We start from the raw sequence: 16,276 nt of genomic DNA on the forward strand, positions 1-16,276 counted from the left end.
ATGTGCGGTATCGCCGGCCTTTTCCATCCCGCCACGCCCAAGCCGGTCGATCCCGCCCGGCTGCGCGCGATGATCGGCGTGCAGGCGCATCGCGGGCCGGACGGGCAGGGAGTATGGACCGCGCCGGGTGTCGGCTTCGCGCATGCCCGGCTGTCGATCATCGATGTCGCCGGATCACCCCAGCCGATGGTCGATGGCGAGGTCGCGGTCTGCTTCAACGGCGAAATCTATAATTACCGCGGCTTGCGCGACGAATTGCGCGAGCTGGGCGCGGTGTTCCGTACCGATGGCGATACCGAGGTGCTGCTCCATGGCTGGCGCCACTGGGGCCCGGCGATGCTCGACCGGCTGGTCGGCATGTTCGCCTTTGCCGTGCATGACGCCAGGGCGGGCGTGCTGTTCCTCGCGCGCGACCGGCTGGGGGTGAAGCCGCTCCACTGGGCCGAACTGCCCGATGGCGCGATCGCCTTTGCCTCGGAAATGAAGGGGGTGCTGGCGCATCCGCTGTTCCGGCGGCGGCCCGATATCCGCGCGGTCGAGGATTATCTGGCACTGGGCTATGTCCCCGACGACGCCAGTATCGTGGCAGGCGTGCACAAGCTGCCCGCCGGCCATTTCCTGCTGATCGAGCGTGGGCGCACGATCCCCCGGCCACGCCAATGGTGGGATGTCGATTTCTCCAACCGGGAGAGCGGATCGGCGGCAACGCTGGGCGAGGGGCTGCTCGCCCATATGCGGGCTGGCGTCACCAGTCGGATGGTCGCCGACGTGCCGCTCGGCGCGTTCCTGTCGGGCGGGGTCGACAGCTCGGGCGTGGTCGCGCTGATGGCGGAGGCTTCCCCGCGTGCGGTGCGGACCTGCACCATCGGCTTCGAGGAGGCGGGGCATGACGAGCGCGGCTATGCCCGCACCATCGCCCAGCGTTTCGCGACCGATCATGTCGAGCGGGTCGTGCGCGCCGACGACTTCGCGCTGATCGATACGCTGGTCGATCATTTCGACGAGCCCTTTGCCGATGCCTCGGCGCTGGCGACCTATCGCCTGTGTCAGTTGGCGCGCGAGCATGTCACGGTCGCTTTGTCTGGTGACGGCGCGGACGAGGCGCTGGCGGGCTATCGCCGCCATGTCTTTCACGCCGGCGAGGAGCGTGTCCGGGGTCTGTTTCCCGCCGAGCTGCGCGCCGGTCTGTTCGGCACGCTGGGGCGCTATTACCCCAAGGCGGATTGGGCGCCGCGCCCCTTGCGCGCCAAGACGACCCTGCTCGCGCTGGGGATGGACGGGGCGGAGGCCTATGCGCGCGCCGTCGGCGTTACCAGCCCCGAATGGCGCGCGCGACTATTCTCGGCGGAGGCCAAGGCAGCCTTGGGCGGGCACCGCGCAGAGGATCGCTATGTCGCGGCGATGCGCGATGCCCCCGCGCGCGATGCGATCGACCGCGCACAATATGCCGATCTGAAAATCTGGCTGCCCGGCGATATCCTGACCAAGACCGACCGCACCTCGATGGCGGTGGGGCTGGAGGCGCGTGAGCCGCTGCTCGACCACCGGCTGGTCGAATATGCCGCGCGCCTGCCCGCCGCGATGCGGGTGAGGGGCGGGCAGGGCAAATGGCTGATGAAGAAGGCGCTCGAGCCCTATCTGCCGCGCGACATCCTGTACCGGCCCAAAATGGGGTTCGTCACGCCGATCAGTGCCTGGTTCCGGGGGGCTTTGGCGGACGATGCGGCGCGGCTCGCGCATTCGGGCCTGCTGCGTGAGACGGGGTGGTTCGACCTAGCCGAGCTGGAGCGGCTGGCGGCCGACCATCGATCGGGCCGCGCCGAACACGGCCGAACGCTGTGGCAGATGCTGATGCTGGAGCGGAGCCTGAAGCGGCTGTTCTGAAAAAGGGTATCCCACCCGCCGTTCACGCTGAACGAAGTCCAAGCGCACGCCCCAGCGGGGGCCGTCTGTCATGGCCTTCGACTTCGCTCAGGCCGAATGGGGCGGGGGATTGCGAAGCCAATTCCCCCGCCATCCGTCCATCACCCCTTGAGCGTCTGCGCGACCCAGCGGTCGAACAGGTCGGGCCACAGCCGCGCGGGCGAGCCCTCCGGCGCATTAAGCGCCCCGAAGCCATGGCCGCCCTTCTCGAAGAAATGCGCCTCGACCGGCACCTTGGCGGCGCGCGCCTGCGTCAGGACGTCGATCGATTGGTCGAGCGGGACCAGCCCGTCATCGACGGCATGGACCAGGAAGAGCGGCGGCGTGCTCGCCTTGATCCGCCGGGGCGTATCGTAGCGGGCCTTGATGGCGGGATCGGGATTGGGGCCCAGCAGATTGTCGCGTGATCCCGGATGCGTGGTGGAGGTCGACAGGCTGGCGACCGGATAGACCAGCCCCGAAAAACGCGGTTTGGCCGATTGCCGGTCGGCGGCGTCGATGGGTGCATAGACCTTGTCGTCATAACCCACGGTCAGCGAGGCGGCGAGATGACCACCCGCCGAGAAGCCGACAATGCCGAGATTGGCGGGATCGATACCATAGCGGCCCGCATGCGCGCGGATTAGCCGCATTGCGCGCTGCGCATCTTGAAGGGGGACGTTTGCCTGATCGTTCCAACCCTCGGACGGCAGACGATAGGAGAGGGCAAAGACGGTGATGCCATGCGGGTTGAGCGTCCGCGCGACATCGATCCCCTCATTCTGGATCGACACGAAGCCATAGCCGCCACCGGGAATGGTCAGCACGGCGCGTCCGTCGGGGCGTTCGGGTCGGAAGACCGCGACGATCGGATTGGCGGTGCCGCGCAGCCAAAGCTCCTGCCGTCCGGCGGGGCCGTTCATCGAAGGATTGGGCGTGGGCAATTTCGCGCGCGCGCCGGGCGGGCGTCCGGGCCAGAGCGGGAAATGCTCGGTAGGGGGCCAGGGCGTCATCGCGGGGCTCGCAGCAGGTGCGCCCTGCGCCGCAACACGGCCGGCCAGCGGCACGGTGGCCATCGCCCCGATCAGAGAGCGTCGATCGATCACTTGCATCCCCTCATTCCCAGCATCTGATAGCGCTATGAGGAGAGAGGGTGCCGACACGCGTTGCCCCGGGCAAGCGAAAAGCGCCGGGCAGCGATGAAAGCATGGCCCATTGGAAAAGGGGCGGAACCTTTGCGGTTCCGCCCCTCATCTCAATGCCCGTACTTCTTGATCCCGCGGCGGCGCAGCTTTTCGCGCTTGCGTCGCCGGGAATAGGGGACCGCGAAGGCCAACCCGGCGATCAGAACGACGCCGATGATGATGTAAGCTAGCTGATCGCGTTCAAGAAATTCCAGCATTAGTCGAAAATCGCTCCCCAACGACGCTTTACGCGCTCCCGCCAGTGGCCGCGATGATAGGCGTCCGAAGCCAGCAACGGCATGACCGAGCCCGCTTCCGCAAACACCATCTGCTCAAGCGCGGTATCGACCTTGCCCCAGCTCGCCGCTTCCTTCAGCGTCGAGGACGAGCAGGCGCCGTCCCGAACATCGGCCACCGTGATCTGCACCGCGTATTTGTGCATTTCGACGTCGTCATGGCCCAGGATCTCGGCACAGACAACCGTGTCCTGGATGAAATTCTTCGGAACGCCGCCGCCGATCATCAAAAGGCCAGTCGTGCCCGCCTTGATCTTGATGTCCGTCAATTCGCGGAAGTCGGCAATGGCGTCGAGCACCATGTACGGCTTGCCTTCCTTGGCGCGCTCGACCTGATGCTTCACCAGACCGAAACCGGCCGACGAGTCGACGAATGCCGGGCAGAAGATCGGCACGTCATGCTCATAAGCGAGCTTGACGAGGCTGTTTTCCTTCTTGCCATGCTCGGCCAGATACTTGCCCATCTCGCGGATGAAGGCGCGGCTCGAATAGGGCTTGGGCTCCAGCGAATCGGCGATCTTGCCGATCGTATGGTCGCAATCCTGGAGCTGCTCTTCGTCGATATAGGTGTCGTAGATGCGGTCGATGTAAAGCGAACGCAGCGTGTTGTCGTCCGGCACTTCCAGCGCCTGGTAATGCTTGTGACCCAGGCCCTCGAAGAAATCCATGTCGACGATCGACGCGCCGGTCGCGACCACGCCGTCGATCATGTTCGAGCGCAGCAGCTCGGCATACAGGTCCATGCAGCCGCCGGCCGAGGTCGAACCCGCGATAACGAGGAAGATCGAGCAGTCCTTGTCGGCCAGCATCTGGTTGTAGATGCCGGTCGCGCGCGCCAGGTCGCGGCTGGTGAAGCTCATCTTGCCCATCGAATCGATGATCGGGCGGGCGTCGAACTTGGTGATGTCGATATGCTCGACCACGCTGGAGAGCAGCTCGGCCTTGCGGTTGTCGTTGATCGTGTCGGTCATGATGGTTCCATCATCATCGAGAAGCCGCCGTCGTTATTGGGGACGCGGTAACCCGGCTGGCCCGGCTCTGCGCGAATGGCAGGACCGGTATGGGAAGGGGCCTTATCGTGGGCGAACCCGCAATGCTACCCCATTCCCCTCCCGCTGGCGCGGGAGGGTTATAGAGTTTGCTAGTCGGGCTGGGTTACAGCTTGACGACGTTCGCCGGACGGGCCTGCTCGGCCTCGTCGCGATAGACCGACAACATCGGCTCGTCGTCGGTCACGACGAACTCGTGACAGGTGAAGCCGTTGAACTGCGTCCGCATCGCCTGGCCGTAGGCACCCAGCATGCCGATCTCGAAATAATCGCCGGTGTTCGTGTCCGCAGGCAGCGGGAACGGACCCTGCATGAAGTCGAGATCGTCGCAGGTCGGGCCCCAGAAGCTGAAGTCCATGTCCCGCGCGTCGGAATCCGGCTCACGCAGCAGCTGGACCGGGTACTTCCACCCGATATGCGCCGCATCAAACAGCGCGCCGTACGCGCCGTCGTTGATGTACAGCTCATTGCCGCGACGACGCTCCACACGCACCACGACCGACGAATATTCGGCGCACAGCGCACGACCCGGCTCGGCCCAGAGTTCGGCCGAATAAGACACCGGCAGGCTCTCGAACGCGCGGTGGATCGTCTCGAAGAAACGCTCCAGCGGCGGCGGGGTCATGCCCGGATAGGCCGAGGGGAAGCCGCCGCCGACATCGATCACGTCAACCGTGACCGCCGCCGCGACGATCGCCGCGCGCACCCGCTCCATCGCAGCCGAATAGGCATCGGGGGTCATGGTCTGGCTGCCGACATGGAAGCAGATGCCCAGCGCATCGGCGACCTGGCGGGTCGCGATCAGCAGATCCTTCGACTCTTCCAGGCTGACGCCGAACTTCGATCCCAGGCTGAGCTTGGCGTACTCCGACGACACGCGCATCCGGACGCACAGGGTCAGGTCGGTCGCGCCCTGCGTGGCGCGGACGATCTTCTCCAGCTCTTCCATGCTGTCGAGCGAATAGGTGCGGACGCCGTGGGTGAAATAGGCCTCGGCAATCGCCTCTTCCGACTTCACCGGATGCATGAAGCAGCAGACGGCCTGCGGAGCGACGGACTTCACCAGACGCACCTCGGCGATCGAGGCGGTATCGAAATGGGTGATGCCATTGTCCCACAGGATCTGGATCAGATCCGGCGACGGATTCGCCTTCACGGCATACATCGGCCGGCCCGGAAACTTCTCAACGAAGAATCGGGCGGCGCGCGCAGCGGCGTGCGGGCGAAGAAGCGTGACCGGGTCAGCCGGACGACGCTTGGCGATGTCGATGCCGCGCTCCAGATTGGAGGGGACGGCGGTCGAGTGGGCAGCTAGCCCCAGCGCGCGATGATTCTGGTGCAACTCAAGGGACCTCCAATTGCCTGACGGCATACGGTGACAAAAAGCTGCCTTGCGGTTGGAAGTCCCATGGGGCAGCGGAGGCGCGAAATAGGGTCCGCGTTTTCGAATGTAAAGCGGTAGAAGAGGCGTCGGAGATAAAAAGTGACAATCTTAAGACAGCCTACAAAAGCAGGGGTCCGCGATGCCGCCGAGAAGATCGCCCGCATCCTCCCGCCGAGCCCGATTTTCCCCTTGCAGATCAACGGGAAGACGGTGGTGTTCAAGGCCGAAAGCTTGCAGCCGATCGGCGCGTTCAAGCTGCGCGGTGCGTGGCACCGATTAACCGCGTTGGACGATGTTTCGCGGTCGCGCGGGGTCGTCGCTTTCTCCTCGGGCAATCATGCACAGGGAATCGCCTGGGCCGCGCGCCGGCTGGGGATCGCGGCGACGATCGTGATGCCCGCGGACGCGCCGCCCTCCAAGCGCGAAGGCACGCTGGCACTGGGGGCGGAGATCGTCGACTATGATCGCGCGACCGAGAGTCGCGAACTGATCGCCCGGCGACTCGCGGAGGCGCGGGGGGCGACGCTGGTGCCCAGCTTCGACGATCCCTGGGTGATCGAGGGGCAGGGCTCGGCGGGTATCGAAGCGGCGGCGCAGATGGCGGCGATCGGGCTCGGCACGCCGACTCATGTCGTGTCGCCCTGCGGCGGTGGCGGGCTGGCGGCGGGGCTGACACTGGCTTTGTCCGAAGCGCGGGTGACGGTGGTCGAGCCGGAAGGCTGGGACGATATGCGCCGCTCGCTGGAGGCGGGATGGATCGAGCCGGTGGGCGACAATCCGCCGCCGACCGCCTGCGACTCGCTTCAGACGACGCGGGTGTCGCCACTGACCTTCGAAGTGCTGGCGCGGCGAGGGGCCGAGGGCGTCGCGGTCAGCGAGGCCGAAGTCGCGGCGGCGCAGCGTTTCGCCGCCGACCGCCTGCGGCTGGTGGTCGAGCCGGGCGGGGCGGTGGCGCTCGCCGCGCTGCTGGCCGGCAAGGTCAAGGCGGAAGACGGGATGTTGGTGCTGCTGTCGGGCGGCAATGTCGACCGGGCGGCCTATGCCCGTGTGCTGGCAGGGTGATGGAGGGGATTGCCCAGGCCGCACCGGCGATCGCGATGTTGGCGGCCTTTGCCAGCATCGCGGGCGGCATCGTGACGATCCGGCGTGGGGATCGGCGCAAGGGTGCGCTGATGCTGGTGATGGCGGTCGTGCTGGTCGGCAATGTGCTGATCTGGACGCTGTAAAGCCGCCCGGTGCGGGGAGGTGGCAGGGTATGGTCCTGACGGAGGGGGGCTTCCAAACCCGTCCGCTACCGCTTCTCGGCCGTCTCCCTTCCCGTACCGGGGGGGGATCGTGACCTTGCCTGTAAACCCAGCTAAGGCCCGGCTCCATGTTCCGTATCGCTCGCTGGGCCCTGAAGGCCGTACTCGCCTTTGTGATCCTGAGTGTCGTCTGGGTCGGCATCTATCGGTTCGTGCCGCCGCCCATCACCTTCACCATGTTGGGTGACGTGATCGGTGGGCATGGGGTGACCAAGGACTGGATGCCGTAGCACATTGGGAAGCGCTGGTTCGGGAGCCGCTATGGCCCTGATGAAGACAAGGCCGCGTAGCGGCCGCAGACTTCATCAGGGCAAGCCATGGCCGGTCAGCAGGTATCTAAAGTGAGGTTGTCGAGACAACACTTTGGAGGCCGACCGACCATGACCAAGCTCACCTCTACGCCTGCCGGCGCCGTGCTGGTAGCCATCGACATGTCCAAGAGCCGACAGGAGGTTCTCATCGAGCGACCGGAAGGCGGCCGGCGCCGGCGGATGACCGTCATGGCGACCAGGCAGGACTATGACGGCTTTGCCGAGCAACTCGCTGCTATCGGGCGCCCTATCATCGTCGGGTTCGAGGCGACGGGTAATTACCATCGTACGCTGGCGCACCGGCTGCTGACGGCAGGGTTCGAGCTGCGCCTCATCTCGTCGGTCGCGCTCGCCAGAACGCGCGAGGCGCTGCACAACGGCTGGGACAAGAACGACTCCAAGGACGCGCAGGTCATCCTGCACATGCTGCGGATCGGTGCGACGCAGCGCTACGTCGACCCGCTGGTGGCCGGAATCAACGACCTGCAGGAGCTCTCGAAGACTCACGAGACGATCTCAAGGATGAAGACGCAGACCTGGCATCGGATCCTGACCCACTACCTGCCGCTGTACTTCCCCGAGATCGCCCGCTTCGCAGGCAACAGCCGGTCCGACTGGTTCCTGGCGCTCATCGAGCGGTTTCCGACGCCGGCCACCATCACGGCGCTGGACCGCGAGGCGTTCTCGGCCGCGGCATGGCCGCTCATCGGCCGCAAGGTCTCCAAGGCACGCCTCATCAACGACATCTACGAGACGGCGTCCGCCTCGACGGCACTGCCGGTGCCGGAGAGCTCAGCCGCCATCACCATGTTCCGCATGGTCATCGCGCAGGGCCGCAGCCTCATCCACCAGCGAGACGAGATCGAGCGGCTGGCCCATGCGCGGCTCGCCGATGACGTCGATTACCAGCTGCTGCGCAACATTCCGGGCATCGGTCCGATCAACGCGCTGACCATCCTGGCCGAGGCCGGTGATCTGCGGCGCTTCAACCATCATCGTCAGTTCCTGAAGTTCTGCGGTCTCGATCTCGCAACGTGTCAGTCAGGCACGTTCCGTGGCCGCACGAAGCTGTCCAAGTACGGCAATGCGCGCCTGCGCCGGACCTTCTGGATGGCTGCCCAGGTCGCCGCGCGTCAGCGCGACAACAGCTTCCGCGACAAGCTCGGACGATATGTCGCCGGGCACGCGGACGATGCCGACCGTCGCCGCAAGGCGATGACGGCGCTCACCGCCAAGATGGCGCGCGTGGCTCACGCCGTCATCAAGACGGGGACAGAGTACCGGCCGTTCCTCGAACGGTCGGATGCCAGGTGGAAGGACCCCTCTCTGCAAGTGCCGTGAGGGCGCTCGTCGAGCGACCCTGTAGATAATGTTCGGGCCTTCCACCTGGGTGCGTATCTCGTTTTAAGGATGGTGAGGACCACGGCCGCCTCGGCGCTGCTGGATCCTGTGTTTGCTATGGCAGGGAGCGATCCCGTTGACGGTGGGAGCCATCTGGCTCAGATTGCATGCCGCGCCGACGGTTGTCGGCGCATGGATATCTGCTGGCCAAAACCCGCCGCTGCTTCCTGACATAGGACGTTATCCGAGATGGATCCCGACATGGCACGCGCTGCGATCGCGGGCGAGGATGCGCGCTTCTGCTCGCATCACGGCTTCGACTTCAAGGCGATGGCGAGTGCCGCCTATCGCAACGCGCAGGGCGGACGGATCCGCGGCGGTTCGACGATCAGCCAGCAGACCGCGAAGAACGCCTTCCTGTTTCAGGGCGGCGGCTATATCCGCAAGGCGTTCGAGGCCTGGTTCACCTTCCTGATCGAGACGTTGTGGGGCAAACGGCGGATCATGGAGGTCTATCTCAATATCGCCGAGACGGGCATCGGCACCTATGGCGCCAATGCCGGGGCGATGCGCTATTTCGGGCACGACGCCTCGCATCTGTCGCCGACCGAGGCGGCGCGGATCGCGGCTGTGCTGCCGTTGCCCAAGAAGCGCGAGGCGGTGGCGCCGACGGGATTCGTCCGGCGGCATGGCAACGTCATCACGCGCTATGTCGGCGTCGTGCGGCGGCAGGGGCTGGATAGCTGTATTCGCTAATCTGGCGGCTGTGTCCGCCGGTATCGTTCAGGCCTCCGTCTGGTTTTCTTCGGCCCTGCAAAAGCGATGATCCTCCACTCTCCGACGGTCATGTGGAGAGGTGGATACGGAAATACTGGTGTGTGGGCGTCGCCATGCGGGCGAGTGATACAGGCTCCTGCCGTCGATCCGCAGCCATCACGACCGACCAAGTGACGGATCACTTGGCCGGTCGTAACGTCGATTACTTGCCGTCGCCGGAAATGGCGTCGCCGGCCTTTTCGGCGGTATCGCCAACGCTCTTAGCCGCCGAGGTCACCGCCGCGTCGCGCTGGTTTTCCGCGCCGCCCCGGCTGAACAGATAGAACCCGCCGATCAATACCGCGACCAGCAGAACGATAGCGATCGCGATGCCGCCACCGCCGCCGCGCCGTTCGATGACGGTGGTATGGGGTTGGGCATTATGGGTTTCGGTGATGCGTTCATCGGCCATGGCATGTTCCCTCCTCTATTGGTGAGGGCTGCAACGCGATGTGGGGCGATGACGTTCCGATCGCTCCGACAGGCGACGAAAATCAGAGGCTTATCGGGTGGGGTTGGCATCCGACCTGGTGGAGGGATCGGCCTTGGCCGCGGTCGCGCGCCGGGCCTCGCGCCTTTCCTCCAGACCCGTCTGGTGCAACGCGTAATAGATGCCGAGCACCAGAAGCGCGAGCATGGCGAACAGCAGGATCATGCCGCGTCCGCTGCGGCGTTCGTTGATTACGACTGGTGCGGTTGATCCTTCAGATGCTGGGGGGCGGACATCGCATTTCTCCCGTTTTCGACAGGTCAACGCGACGTCCTAGTCCCCCGTTCCGATGGATCAGAAGGGCAGCTTGAACCCCGGCGGCAGCGGCAGGCCGTTGGTCATCTTCGACATCTCCGCGCCCGAGGCGGTGTCCGCCTTGGTCCGCGCATCGTTGATCGCGGCGGCGAGCAGGTCCTCCAGCATGCCCTTTTCCAACGGCTGCATCAGCGAGTCGTCGATGGCGATGCCGATGATCCGGCCCTTGGCCGAGGCCTTCACCTTGACCAGACCACCGCCCGAGACGCCCTCGACCTCGATCGTGTCGAGATTGGCCTGCGCCTTTTGCAGTTCGTTCTGGACGTTCTGGGCCATGGCCAGGATTTCGTCGAGATTCTTCACATCATGCTCCGTTCACACTGCGTTTGCCGGGCCATTCCATCAATTCGGCCTCGGGGAAAGCCTCGCGCGCGGCACGGACCATGTCCGATTCCCACGCGGCGGTCTTGATCGCCTCCTCGGCGGCGACCTGCTGCTCGTGCAATGTGGGTTCGCCGGGCACATCTTCCAGGGTGATGCGCCAAATCTGGCCCGTCGCCGTCTTCAGCGCGGAGACCAGTTCGCTGAGCGTGTCGGCGGCGATCGGGCGCGATCCGCTGAACACCATCTCGGGCGGGGTGTAGCGCACGAGCCGCGCGCCATGGCGCAACCGCGCGGCCAGCGCCAACTGGCCCATATCGTCCAGCCGATCGATCATCGCGACGAAGCTGTCGGGCAGTTTGGGCGGCTCGGGCTCGGCCGGGGGAGGGGGTGGGGCAAGGGCGACCGGCGCCGCGGCCGGAGCCGCCGCTTGCGTCACCGCCGGCGCGCTGGGGGCTGACACGCCACCGTCGCGAATCTGGCGGGCCAGCTCGCCCGGATCGGGCAGCGTCGAGGCATGGATCGCGCGGAGCAGCGCCATTTCCGCCGCCTCGATGGGCAGTGCCGCGCGCGCCACTTCGTCATGGCCCTTCAGGAACAACTGCCATAGCCGGTGCAGCGCGGGGAAGCTCAGCGAGCCCGCCCATTCCTCGCGCGCGGCGCGTTCCTCCAGCGGCTGCGCGGCGTCGGGCGGGGTGCCGACCTTGGTCAGGGTGATGCCGTGCACCGTCTCGAGCAGCGAGCGCAGCACCGATTGCGGATCGACGCCATAATCATATTGCCGCCGCAGCGACGCGAGCGCACCCGCCCCGTCACCGTTCAGCACCAGCCCAAGCAGGTCGCGCACCGCGCCGCGATCGGACAGGCCCAGCATTTCGCGCACGGCGCTCGCGGTGACGCCGCCGCCTTCCAGATCGGCATGGGCGATCGCCTGGTCGAGGATCGACAGGCCGTCGCGCGCCGAGCCTTCCGCCGCGCGCGCGACCAGCATCAGCGCCTCGTCCTCGGCGGTGACGCCTTCCTTGACGCAGATGTCGGCGAAATGCGCCGCCAGCTTGTCGGCCGTAATCCGCCGCAGGTCGAAACGCTGGCAGCGCGACAGGACGGTGATCGGAACCTTGTTCACCTCGGTGGTGGCGAACAGGAATTTCACATGCGCGGGCGGCTCCTCCAGCGTCTTCAACAGCGCGTTGAAGGCGTTCTTGGAGAGCATATGCACTTCGTCGACGATGTAGATCTTGAAGCGCGCGGAGACGGCGGCATAGCGCGACGCCTCGATGATCTCGCGCACGTCGTCGACGCCGGTATGGCTGGCGGCGTCCATCTCGATCACATCGATATGGCGACCCTCGGCGATGGCGCGGCAGGGCTCGCATTGCCCGCAAGGCTGGATCGTCGGGCCGCCCGTGCCGTCCGGGCCGACGCAGTTCAGCGCCTTGGCGATCAACCGCGCGGTCGAGGTCTTGCCGACCCCGCGCACGCCGGTCATCAGAAAGGCATGGGCCAGCCGGTCGCGCTTGATCGCGTTGCCCAGCGTCTGGACCATCGCGTCCTGCCCGATCAGCGCGGCAAAGGTCTGCGGCCGATATTTGCGCGCCAAGACGCGATAGGCCTCGGCCTTGGTGGGCTGGGGCGGTTCGCCCAGGTCGAACGAGTCAGCCATGCTGGGCCGTGATGGTCGGGTGGAGGGAAATCATCGCGGAGCAACATAGGCGCTCCAGTGCGCGCCGTCATCAGCGGATACACCGATGGTGTATCGAGTGCGACGTGGATCGGCATGTGCGGAGGGTGGGAGCCGGAACGACCCGCAGCGAAATCGTTACGGCTGCTTCCGTCAGGACCTGACCGGGTTGGCGACGACTACGTCCGCCCGACTCCCGGTCGCGCATATGGCGAAACGGGGCCGGGGGATCAAGTCCTTATCCCACGGCCCCGCGCGCGACGAACCGTTAAGGCTTAGCGATAGGTGTTGAAGCAGCGGCGCACCGGTCCGTTCCAGGTCCGCTCCCACCGGCACACGACGCGCGGTCGGTTATAGCCGCCACGATGCCAGCGCGGACCACGGTCCCAACGCGGGCCTCGATCCCAGCGGTGTCCACGGTTCCAGCCGGGGCCGCGATCCCAACCCGGCCCACGATCATGCCAGCCCGGCCCGCGGTCCCAACCCGGCCCACGGCCCCAGCGGTCATGCGGGGCGGCATCGGCCGGTGCAGCCGCAGAGATTCCCGTCACGGCGATCAGGCCGGCACCCAATACAGCAAGAAGTTTCATAACGCTTTACTCCCGGTAAGCCCGCCTTCCAGCGAGCATGTAGGGAGAATGCCGAATCGGCGATGATTGCGTGCTGAACCAACTCGTTATCCCAGGTTCAGGGAATGCGAGCGATGCACCCGTCCAGATCGGGGGACAGCATGATCTGGCAGGCCAGCCGGCTGGCGCGGGTGGCCTCGGGAACCAGGTCGAGCATATCCTCCTCCTCGGCCGAGGGCGGGGGCAGGCGATCGAGAAAGGCCGGCTCGATCAGGACATGGCAGGTGGCACAGGCCATCTGCCCACCGCAGGTGCCCTCCAGCGGCTGGCCGGCCCGCTGGCCGGCGCGCAGCAGCGTCTCACCGGGCATCCCCTCCGCCGCAACCGATGCGCCGTCGCGGGTGATGAAGGTCAGCGCGATCATGGCCGCTGCGCCTTGGCGGCGGCGACCAACTGGTCGATGGCCCGGATCAATTCCTCTTCGCTGGTATAGCGGCCGAAGCCGAGACGGATGGACGATTTGGCCTGCGCCTCGGACAGGCCAAGCGCGGTCAGCACATGGCTTGGCCGTCCCGATCCGCTGGCGCAGGCGCTGCCCGCCGAAAAGGCGATGTCGCGGCAATCCGACATCAGCCGCGCGACATCGAGCCCCTCACGCCGGACGTTGAGATTGCCGTGATAGCGCTCTTCGGTTGATCCGTTGATCGTCCAGTCCGGGCCGAACCGCTCGATAGCGATCGACCAGAGCCTTTCGAGATGCGCGGCATCCGCCTCCGCTCGCGTCGCCATCAACCGCGCCGCCACGCCGAACCCCGCGCACAGCGCCGGGCTGAGCGTGCCCGAGCGTCCGCCTTCCTGATCGCCGCCATGAAGTAGCGGGGGAAGGGGGATGCCGTCGCGGATCCACTGCGCACCGATGCCCTTGGGCCCATGGATCTTGTGCGCCGACAGCGCGACCAGATCGACCGTGTCGGGGATCGCGATCCGGCCATAGCCCTGCACCGCATCGCACAGCATCCGGGCGCCGGCCCGGTGGGCTTCGTCGGCCAGCGCGGCGATCGGCTGGATGGTGCCGATCTCGTTGTTCACCAGCATCGCGGCGACCAGTTCGGTGCCCGGCGCGATCGCGGTCGGTGCAACTAGGCCTTGGTCATCGACGGGCAGGATGGTCAGCGGCCGTGCCGTCGCCTTTGCCGTATCCAGCACGGCGGCATGTTCGATCGCGGTGGTGACGATCGCGCCGTCCAGGCCCTTGATCGTCCAGTTGAGCGCCTCGGTCGCGCCGCTGGTGAACACTACGCGCCCGCCGGAGGGCAGCAGCGCCGCCACCTGATCGCGCGCGACCTCCACCGCCGCGCGTGCCTGCCGCCCGGCACGGTGCGGCGAGTGGGGATTGGCATGGCCCTGTTCCAACCAGGGGAGCATCGCCCTCAACGCCTCTGGCGCGAGCGGTGTGGTGGCTTGATAATCGAGATAGATCACGCCGCCTCCACCCGTTTGCCCCGCGCGATGGCGCGCCAGGCGGCGATGAAGCGATCGACATCCTCGCGCGTCGTCGCGCGGCCAAAGCTGACCCGCACCACCTCACGCCCCGCCTCCACGTCCCAGCCGAGGGCAGCGAGGACATGACTCGGCTTCAGGCTGCCACTGGCGCAAGCGCTGCCCGCCGAGACCGAAATCTGCGCGAGGTCGAACTGGATCAACTGCGCGGCGGAGGGCTTGCCGGGCATGTGATAGCTGGCGATGGCGGGATGGCGGCGGCTGGCGTCCGCCACCACGATCCCGCCCGAGCGCCGGATCGCATCGTCGAGGTGCGCGCGCAGGTCGGCGTGATCCGGTTCCGGCTCGGCGAGCGCGGCGGCATAGCCGAGCACCCCCGGCATATTCTCGGTGCCGGGGCGATAGCCGCGCTCCTGCCCCCCGGTCGGTGCCAGCACCGCGAGATCGCGGACCAGCAGCGCGCCGATCCCCGGCGGCCCGCCGCGCTTGTGCGCCGACAGTGCGACGAGGTCGGCATGTTCAATGACGTCGGGGTCCGCACCGGCGGGCATTTGCGCGGCGTCGACCAGCAGGATGTGCCCGGCGGCATGGATCGCCTCAGCCAGCTCGGCGATCGGCTGGCGCACGCCGGTTTCGCTATTGGCCCATTGCACCGTCACCACGGCGCGGGGGCCGCCAAGATCGGGCGGGCGGAGTACGCCGTCAGGTCCGACCGGCATCACGATCGCATCCGGCGCCGCGCGCAGCACCGCGTCATGGTCGATCGCCCCGACAAAACGCCGCTCTGCCATCGAACGGGTCAGCGCGATGGACAGGGATTCGCTGGCCCCACTGGTGAACAATATCTCGTGCCGCCACCCCAGCGAACGACCGATGCTGGCGCGGGCGTCCTCCAGCGCGCGCCTGGCGGCGCGCCCCTCGGCATGGGGGGAGGAGGGGTTGGCCCAGATCGCACACCCGTCCGCCAAGGCTGCGCGGGCGGCCTCGGTCATCGGGGTGGTCGCGGCATGATCGAGGTAAAGGCGGGGCAGGGGATGTTCCGTAGCTGGAATGATCGAACAATTGCGAAAATGACGTCCCGGCCTATATAGCGCAACGTTCCCGGCGCTCCACCAGCGCGCATCCAGATCGGCGAGTTTTGATGCCCGAAGTCATTTTTCCCGGCCCCGAAGGCCGTCTCGAAGGCCGTTTCGCTCCCGCTCCGCGTCCCCGTGCGCCCGTCGCCATGATCCTGCATCCGCATCCCAATGCGGGCGGCACGATGAACAACCGCATCGTCCAGGAACTCTACAAGACCTTCCAGCGGCGCGGCTTCGCGACGCTGCGCTTCAACTTCCGCGGCGTGGGCAAGAGCCAGGGCACGTTCGACAACGGCATCGGCGAACTGTCCGACGCCGCCTCGGCACTCGACTGGGTGCAGAGCTTCCACCCGGAGGCCTCGACCACCTGGATCGCTGGCGTCAGCTTCGGCGCGTGGATCGGCATGCAGCTTCTGATGCGCCGCCCTGAAATCCGCGGCTTCATCTCGGTCGCGCCTCCGGCCAATATGTATGACTTCACCTTCCTGGCGCCGTGCCCCTCCTCGGGCATCATCATTCAGGGCGAGGCGGACGAAGTCGCGACCCCGGCGGCGACCCAGAAGCTGGTCGACAAGCTGCGCACCCAGAAGCACATCACCATCCACCACGACACCATCCCCAAGGCCAACCATTTTTTCGAGCATGAAATGCCCGAGCTGATGGGGTCGGTGGACCGGTATCTGGATATGCGATTGGACCCGAACTCGCCGATCCGGTGAGTTGATCGGATTGCG

General features: G+C 66.4%; 17 protein-coding genes, 1 other RNA gene and 2 pseudogenes. 7 read left to right on the forward strand and 13 right to left on the reverse strand.

Annotation, left to right across the window (positions count from 1 at the left end; all coding sequences use genetic code 11):
* Complete coding sequence (locus tag SP6_RS03005; protein WP_007404138.1) at positions 1 to 1,884, forward strand: XrtA/PEP-CTERM system amidotransferase; 1,884 nt, start codon at positions 1 to 3, stop codon at positions 1,882 to 1,884.
* Positions 1,885 to 2,024: 140 nt separating this feature from the next.
* Here SP6_RS03005 and SP6_RS03010 read toward each other — a convergent pair whose 3' ends face one another.
* The 4 genes from SP6_RS03010 to SP6_RS03020 all read right to left on the reverse strand — a co-directional run bounded on the left by SP6_RS03010 (position 2,025) and on the right by SP6_RS03020 (position 5,773).
* Positions 2,025 to 3,008 (reverse strand): alpha/beta hydrolase, encoded by a 984-nt coding sequence (locus SP6_RS03010; protein ID WP_007404213.1) that lies wholly within the window; start codon positions 3,006 to 3,008, stop codon positions 2,025 to 2,027.
* Between the two features lie 149 nt (positions 3,009 to 3,157).
* On the reverse strand, positions 3,158 to 3,304 hold the full coding sequence (locus SP6_RS20770) for a hypothetical protein (RefSeq protein ID WP_007404008.1): 147 nt from the start codon (positions 3,302 to 3,304) through the stop codon (positions 3,158 to 3,160).
* Positions 3,304 to 4,353: a 1,9-bis(guanidino)-5-aza-nonane synthase gene (locus SP6_RS03015; protein ID WP_007404219.1), complete on the reverse strand. Its 1,050-nt coding sequence runs from the start codon at positions 4,351 to 4,353 to the stop codon at positions 3,304 to 3,306. Before SP6_RS03015 ends, SP6_RS20770 begins: the two co-directional genes overlap by 1 nt.
* A 184-nt stretch (positions 4,354 to 4,537) precedes the next feature.
* The gene (locus tag SP6_RS03020; RefSeq protein ID WP_007404120.1) at positions 4,538 to 5,773 is read right to left on the reverse strand and encodes a type III PLP-dependent enzyme domain-containing protein; all 1,236 of its coding nucleotides are present in this window, start codon (positions 5,771 to 5,773) and stop codon (positions 4,538 to 4,540) included.
* Between the two features lie 195 nt (positions 5,774 to 5,968).
* Here SP6_RS03020 and SP6_RS03025 point away from each other — a divergent pair, with 195 nt between their 5' ends.
* The 5 genes and pseudogenes from SP6_RS03025 to mtgA all read left to right on the forward strand — a co-directional run.
* Entirely contained in the window at positions 5,969 to 6,877 is a 909-nt protein-coding gene (locus SP6_RS03025; protein WP_397567820.1) for a threonine ammonia-lyase, read from the forward strand.
* Complete coding sequence (locus SP6_RS21190) at positions 6,877 to 7,041, forward strand: hypothetical protein (RefSeq protein ID WP_007404236.1); 165 nt, start codon at positions 6,877 to 6,879, stop codon at positions 7,039 to 7,041. The genes SP6_RS03025 and SP6_RS21190 overlap by 1 nt, the downstream gene beginning before the upstream one ends.
* A gap of 146 nt (positions 7,042 to 7,187) precedes the next feature.
* Entirely contained in the window at positions 7,188 to 7,349 is a 162-nt protein-coding gene (locus tag SP6_RS20775; RefSeq protein ID WP_232253994.1) for a hypothetical protein, read from the forward strand.
* Between the two features lie 150 nt (positions 7,350 to 7,499).
* Positions 7,500 to 8,796: pseudogene (locus SP6_RS03035) on the forward strand (IS110 family RNA-guided transposase).
* A 215-nt stretch (positions 8,797 to 9,011) separates the two neighbouring features.
* A pseudogene (gene mtgA, locus SP6_RS03040) lies at positions 9,012 to 9,527 on the forward strand (monofunctional biosynthetic peptidoglycan transglycosylase); the annotation flags it as partial.
* Positions 9,528 to 9,750: 223 nt separating this feature from the next.
* Here the strand turns inward: mtgA and SP6_RS03045 are convergent.
* The 9 genes from SP6_RS03045 to SP6_RS03070 all read right to left on the reverse strand — a co-directional run bounded on the left by SP6_RS03045 (position 9,751) and on the right by SP6_RS03070 (position 15,494).
* Positions 9,751 to 9,999: a hypothetical protein gene (locus tag SP6_RS03045; protein WP_007404182.1), complete on the reverse strand. Its 249-nt coding sequence runs from the start codon at positions 9,997 to 9,999 to the stop codon at positions 9,751 to 9,753.
* 90 nt (positions 10,000 to 10,089) lie between these two features.
* The gene (locus SP6_RS20780; protein ID WP_007404250.1) at positions 10,090 to 10,242 is read right to left on the reverse strand and encodes a hypothetical protein; all 153 of its coding nucleotides are present in this window, start codon (positions 10,240 to 10,242) and stop codon (positions 10,090 to 10,092) included.
* A 129-nt stretch (positions 10,243 to 10,371) separates the two neighbouring features.
* Positions 10,372 to 10,695 carry a YbaB/EbfC family nucleoid-associated protein gene (locus SP6_RS03050; RefSeq protein ID WP_007403987.1) on the reverse strand — a complete coding sequence of 108 codons (324 nt, stop codon included), beginning with the start codon at positions 10,693 to 10,695 and terminating at the stop codon, positions 10,372 to 10,374.
* Position 10,696: 1 nt separating this feature from the next.
* Positions 10,697 to 12,376 carry a DNA polymerase III subunit gamma/tau gene (locus tag SP6_RS03055; RefSeq protein ID WP_007404191.1) on the reverse strand — a complete coding sequence of 560 codons (1,680 nt, stop codon included), beginning with the start codon at positions 12,374 to 12,376 and terminating at the stop codon, positions 10,697 to 10,699.
* A gap of 121 nt (positions 12,377 to 12,497) precedes the next feature.
* An RNA gene (gene ffs, locus SP6_RS20230) (signal recognition particle sRNA small type) lies at positions 12,498 to 12,595 on the reverse strand.
* 74 nt (positions 12,596 to 12,669) lie between these two features.
* Positions 12,670 to 12,984 carry a hypothetical protein gene (locus SP6_RS21330; RefSeq protein ID WP_007404222.1) on the reverse strand — a complete coding sequence of 105 codons (315 nt, stop codon included), beginning with the start codon at positions 12,982 to 12,984 and terminating at the stop codon, positions 12,670 to 12,672.
* A gap of 97 nt (positions 12,985 to 13,081) precedes the next feature.
* Positions 13,082 to 13,387: a 2Fe-2S iron-sulfur cluster-binding protein gene (locus SP6_RS03060; RefSeq protein WP_007404184.1), complete on the reverse strand. Its 306-nt coding sequence runs from the start codon at positions 13,385 to 13,387 to the stop codon at positions 13,082 to 13,084.
* On the reverse strand, positions 13,384 to 14,445 hold the full coding sequence (locus SP6_RS03065; RefSeq protein ID WP_007404028.1) for a cysteine desulfurase family protein: 1,062 nt from the start codon (positions 14,443 to 14,445) through the stop codon (positions 13,384 to 13,386). Before SP6_RS03065 ends, SP6_RS03060 begins: the two co-directional genes overlap by 4 nt.
* Complete coding sequence (locus SP6_RS03070) at positions 14,442 to 15,494, reverse strand: cysteine desulfurase family protein (protein ID WP_037568018.1); 1,053 nt, start codon at positions 15,492 to 15,494, stop codon at positions 14,442 to 14,444. Before SP6_RS03070 ends, SP6_RS03065 begins: the two co-directional genes overlap by 4 nt.
* A 110-nt stretch (positions 15,495 to 15,604) precedes the next feature.
* Here SP6_RS03070 and SP6_RS03075 point away from each other — a divergent pair, with 110 nt between their 5' ends.
* Entirely contained in the window at positions 15,605 to 16,261 is a 657-nt protein-coding gene (locus SP6_RS03075; RefSeq protein ID WP_007404127.1) for an alpha/beta hydrolase, read from the forward strand.
* Positions 16,262 to 16,276: the final 15 nt, after the last annotated feature.

Origin of the sequence: Sphingomonas paucimobilis NBRC 13935 (genome assembly GCF_000739895.2) — a bacterium.
Classification (GTDB): Bacteria; Pseudomonadota; Alphaproteobacteria; order Sphingomonadales; family Sphingomonadaceae; genus Sphingomonas; species Sphingomonas paucimobilis.